The organism is Inquilinus sp. (assembly GCF_039594555.1).
Taxonomy (GTDB): domain Bacteria; phylum Pseudomonadota; class Alphaproteobacteria; order DSM-16000; family Inquilinaceae; genus Inquilinus.
Genome location: NZ_JBCNNF010000522.1, coordinates 1 through 4,162, shown reverse-complemented (window position 1 = coordinate 4,162; position 4,162 = coordinate 1). Strand labels below are relative to the sequence as shown.

The following is a 4,162-nucleotide window of genomic DNA, read 5'->3' as shown; positions in this document are numbered from 1 at the left end:
GAACAGCCGCAGCCCCTGCGGCACGGTATAGGAGGCCATGTCGGTCAGATAGACCAGGGGCGTCAGGAAATCCTCATAGGTCCAGATGAAGGAGAAGACGGCGGTGGTGACCAGCGCCGGGGTCAGGAGAGGGAGGATGATCGAGCGGTAGATCCGGAACGGCCCGGCGCCGTCCATCATCGCCGCCTCGTCCAGCTCGCGCGGGATGCCGCGGATGAACTGCACCATCAGGAAGACGAAGAAGGCGTCGGCCGCCAGGAACTTCGGCACCACCAGCGGCAGGATGGTGTTCACCCAGCCCAAATTGTGGAACAGGATGTATTGCGGGATCAGCGTCGCGTGCAGCGGCAGCATGATGGTGGCCAGCATCAGCCCGAACAGGGTGCGCTTGAACCGGAAGTTCAGCCGGGCGAAGGCATAGGCCACCAGGCTGCAGGCCATGACGTTGCCGATCACCGCCAGGGCCGAGATCAGGAAGGAGTTGCCGAAGAACACGCTGAAGGGCAGGGCGGCGCCGCGCCAGCCATCGGCGTAGTTCTGCAGCCGCAGCTTGGCCGGCCACAGCCCGGGGTCGGAGAAGATCAGCGTCGACGGCTTGACCGAGCTGCTGGCCAGCCACAGCAGCGGGTAGATCATCACCACGGCGCCGGCGATCAGCGCCAGGTGGATCAGGATCCGCTTCGGCCGGACATCGGCCATCCAGAAAGGCAAGCCTTGCCGGCAGGCCCGCATCGGTGCCTCGTCGCGAGCCGCCGCCGTCATCGCTCATCCCCGTAATGCACCCAGAAGCGGGCCGACAGGAAGGCCACGGCCGTGGCGGTGGCGATGATCCCGACCAGGATCCAGGCCATGGCCGAGGCGTAACCCATCTGGAAGTTGGTGAAGCCCTGCTCGTAGAGATACAGGGTGTAGAACAGCGTCGAATCCGCTGGCCCGCCGGTGCCGTTGCTGATGATGAAGGACGGGGTGAAGGCCTGGAACGCGCCGATCATCTGCATCACGAAGTTGAAGAAGATGATCGGGGTGAGGAGGGGCAGGGTGATGCGGAAGAACTTGGTCACCGGCCCGGCGCCGTCGACCGAGGCGGCGTCGTACAGATCCTGCGGGATCTGCTTGAGGCCGGCCAGGAAGATGATCATCGGCGACCCGAACTGCCACACCGCCAGGCTGACCAGGGTGTAGAGGGCGGTGTCCGGGTTCGAGATCCAGCTCGGCCCGTCGATGTCGAACCACAGCAGGATGTGGTTGATGAGGCCGTCATAGCTGAAGATCTGCCGCCACATGATGGCGACGGCGACGCTGCCGCCGAGCAGCGAGGGCAGGTAGTACAGGCCGCGATAGAGGCCGAGGAACCGGATGCCGCGGTTCAGCATCACCGCCACGGCCAGGGCGAAGGCCAGCTTCAGCGGCACCGACAGGAAGACGTAGTGGAAGGTGACCTTGACCGCCTGGACATAGCGCGGGTCCTCGAACAGCAGCCGCTCGTAATTGTGCAGCCCGGCCCAGACCGGCGGGTTGAACAGGTCGTAGCTGGTGAAGGACAGGTACAGCGACGCCAGGATCGGCCCCAGCGTCAGGCACAGGGCGCCGATGATCCATGGCGCCAGGAACAGGTAGGCGGCGCCGTTCTGCTCCGCCGTGCTGCCGACGCCCCTCGGATTGGCGCCGCGCGAGCCGAGGCTCCGCCGCTTCACAGCCGGGCCTTGGCTTCGCCGATGAACTGGTCGGCGGCCTCCTGCGGCTTCAGCTTGCCGAAGGCCACCGCCTCATTGGCCCGGCGCAGCATGCCCGACATGCCGGTGATGCCGGGATAGCGCGGCGGCGCCGGGTCCTGCTGCAGCAGGTCGATATAGGCGATGATCTTGCGGTCGGCGTCGGTGCCCTCATTGGCCAGCGCCGCCCGGCCGGCCTTCGACGCCGGCACCATGCCGCTGCCGCGGTAGTACAGCGCGATCCCCGCCGGCTCGAAATGCATGAACCGGATGACGTCCACGATCCGATCCTTATGCGGCGACTTGGTCCACAGCCCGGTGGAGTTGCCGGCATAGGTGTAGTGGTGCTGCTTGAGCGTGCCGCCCTGGAAGCCGTTCGGCATCATGTGCAGCACCAGGTCGTCCTCGGTCAGCGCCTGCAGCCCGACGAAGCTGTCGGTCAGCGACGCGAACATCGCCGCGCGGCCGGAGATGATGCCGGTCAGCGCCGGGTCGTCGCCATTGGCCAGGGCCTGCACCTCGCCGGGCGGGATGCCGCCGGCGTCGCGCAGCTTCGCCCAGTAGGCGAACCAATCGGCCATGTCCTCGCGGGCGAAGCCGAACTGCCGCTCCGGCGTGAACATCGACTTGCCCCTGCCGCGCAGGAAGACGTCGCAGGGGATGTAGTTCGACCCCGCATCCTCCAGCCCCCAGAAGCGCTTGCCCTTGGCCTTGCTGATCGCGACCGCGGTCTCGGCCAGCTGCTCCCAGGTCCACATCTGGCCGGGCAGGGGCACGCCCGTCTCCTCGAACACCGCGGTCTTCACCGTGATCGCCGGGGCGATGCAGTCGTTCGGGATGGCGTAGAGCTGGCCGTTCAGCGTGCCGGCCTTGATCGCCCCGTCGACATAGTCCGACAGGTCCAGCGGCTTGGGGATGTAGCCGTTCAGCGGCGCCAGCACGCCGCGCCGGGCGTATTCGCCCAGCAGGTCGACATTGACGCTGAACATGTCGGGCGCGTTGCCGCCCGCGGCCTCGGTGGCCAGCTTGTCGGTGAAGGCGCTGAAGCTGGTGAATTCCGGCACGATCTCGATCCCCGGATGGCCGTCGGTATAGGCCTTCAGCGTCGCCAGGGTCTGCTTCAGCTGCTCCTGACTCTCGACATAGCCGCCGAAGCGGATGCGGGCCGCGTCCTGGGCGAAGGCTTGGGGCGCGAAGGCGCGGGGGGCGAGGCCGGCGAGGGCCGCCCCGCCGATCAGGGCCGCGCCGTGCCGCAGGGCGTCGCGCCGGCCGAATCTCTTGGAATCGAATCTCCTGGACATGTCGGGTCCTCCCCCTGAGGCGGTGGGGCGCTTGCCGCGCCTCTCACCATGACCGGCTCAATGTACGCAAGTTGGTGCAACGTAACACCACGATCGTCCGCTGAGTCAACACGGCAATGTTTCACAGCATGGGACTGGCCCGGAGATCCGCCATTTGACATCGGCGCCGGGGCGGCGCTATTCGTGATAAAACGTTGTACCTGGCGTTTTCGCGAAACAGCGGGTTTGGGGGATCGTGGCGAGCATTCTCGACGTGGCGCGGGCGGCGGGCGTCTCGGCCAGCACGGTGTCGAACGTGCTGAACGGCCGGCACGGGCGCATGCAGGCCGAGACCAGGGCCCGGGTGCTGCAGGCGATCGAGGCGCTCGGCTACACCCCGAACGCGCTGGCCCGGCAGTTCAAATCCGGCCGCAACCGCACCATCGGGCTGATCGTGCCCTCGGTCGCCAACCCGTTCTGGGGCGCGCTGGCCCACAAGGTCGAGCGTGCGGCCACCGCGCTGGGCTACAAGGTCTTGATCTGCAACGCCGAGCGCGACCCGCAGCAGGAGGCGCGCTATGCCGAGACGCTGCTGTCCTCCGGCGTGCGCGGGGTGATCTTCAGCTCCTCGCCGCTGACCTTCGACCACATCGCCCATCTCGTCCGCCGCGGCCTGGTGGTCGCCGCCTTCGACCGCAGGGGCCAGGGGGCGGAGGCGGTGGTGGCCTGCAGCGTCAGCGTCGACAACGAGCTCGGCGCCAGGCTGGCCGGGCAGCATCTGGTCGGCCTCGGCCACCGCCGCATCGGCTTCCTGTCCGGGCCGATCAAGACCGCCAGCCGCGCCGCCCGCCTCGACGGGCTGCGCGCGGCGATGGCCAAGGCAGGGCTGGCGCTGGACCCCGCGCTGGTCTGGCAGGGGGCGGGCATCGGCGGCTACGGCGACACCGAGGGGCCGGAGCTCGGCCGCATCGGCATCCGCGAGCTGCTCAGCCGCGACGACCCGCCGACGGCGGTGGTCACGGTCAACGACATGTATGCGATGGGCGCCTATGCCGGCGCCCGCGACCTCGGCGCCTCAATCCCGCGCGATGTGTCGATTGTCGGCTTTGACGACGTCGACCTCGCCGCCGTCGTGCACCCGGCGCTGACCACCGTGCGCCAGCCGCTGGC

4 protein-coding genes are annotated in these 4,162 nt (G+C 68.1%); 1 reads left to right on the top strand and 3 read right to left on the bottom strand.

The genetic code is table 11. The annotated features are described in order from the left end of the window. The 3 genes from ABDW35_RS33180 to ABDW35_RS33170 form a co-directional block, all read right to left on the bottom strand. Window positions 1-762: carbohydrate ABC transporter permease (locus ABDW35_RS33180; RefSeq protein ID WP_343718122.1), on the bottom strand; the 762-nt coding region annotated here is incomplete at its 3' end. Further along, entirely contained in the window at window positions 759-1,694 is a 936-nt protein-coding gene (locus tag ABDW35_RS33175; protein ID WP_343718121.1) for a sugar ABC transporter permease, read from the bottom strand. The genes ABDW35_RS33180 and ABDW35_RS33175, both read right to left, overlap by 4 nt. Further along, complete coding sequence (locus tag ABDW35_RS33170) at window positions 1,691-3,013, bottom strand: extracellular solute-binding protein (RefSeq protein WP_343718120.1); 1,323 nt, start codon at window positions 3,011-3,013, stop codon at window positions 1,691-1,693. The genes ABDW35_RS33175 and ABDW35_RS33170 overlap by 4 nt, the downstream gene beginning before the upstream one ends. A 235-nt stretch (window positions 3,014-3,248) precedes the next feature. Here ABDW35_RS33170 and ABDW35_RS33165 point away from each other — a divergent pair. After that, window positions 3,249-4,162 (top strand): LacI family DNA-binding transcriptional regulator (locus ABDW35_RS33165; RefSeq protein WP_343718119.1); only part of this gene is annotated, 914 nt, incomplete at its 3' end.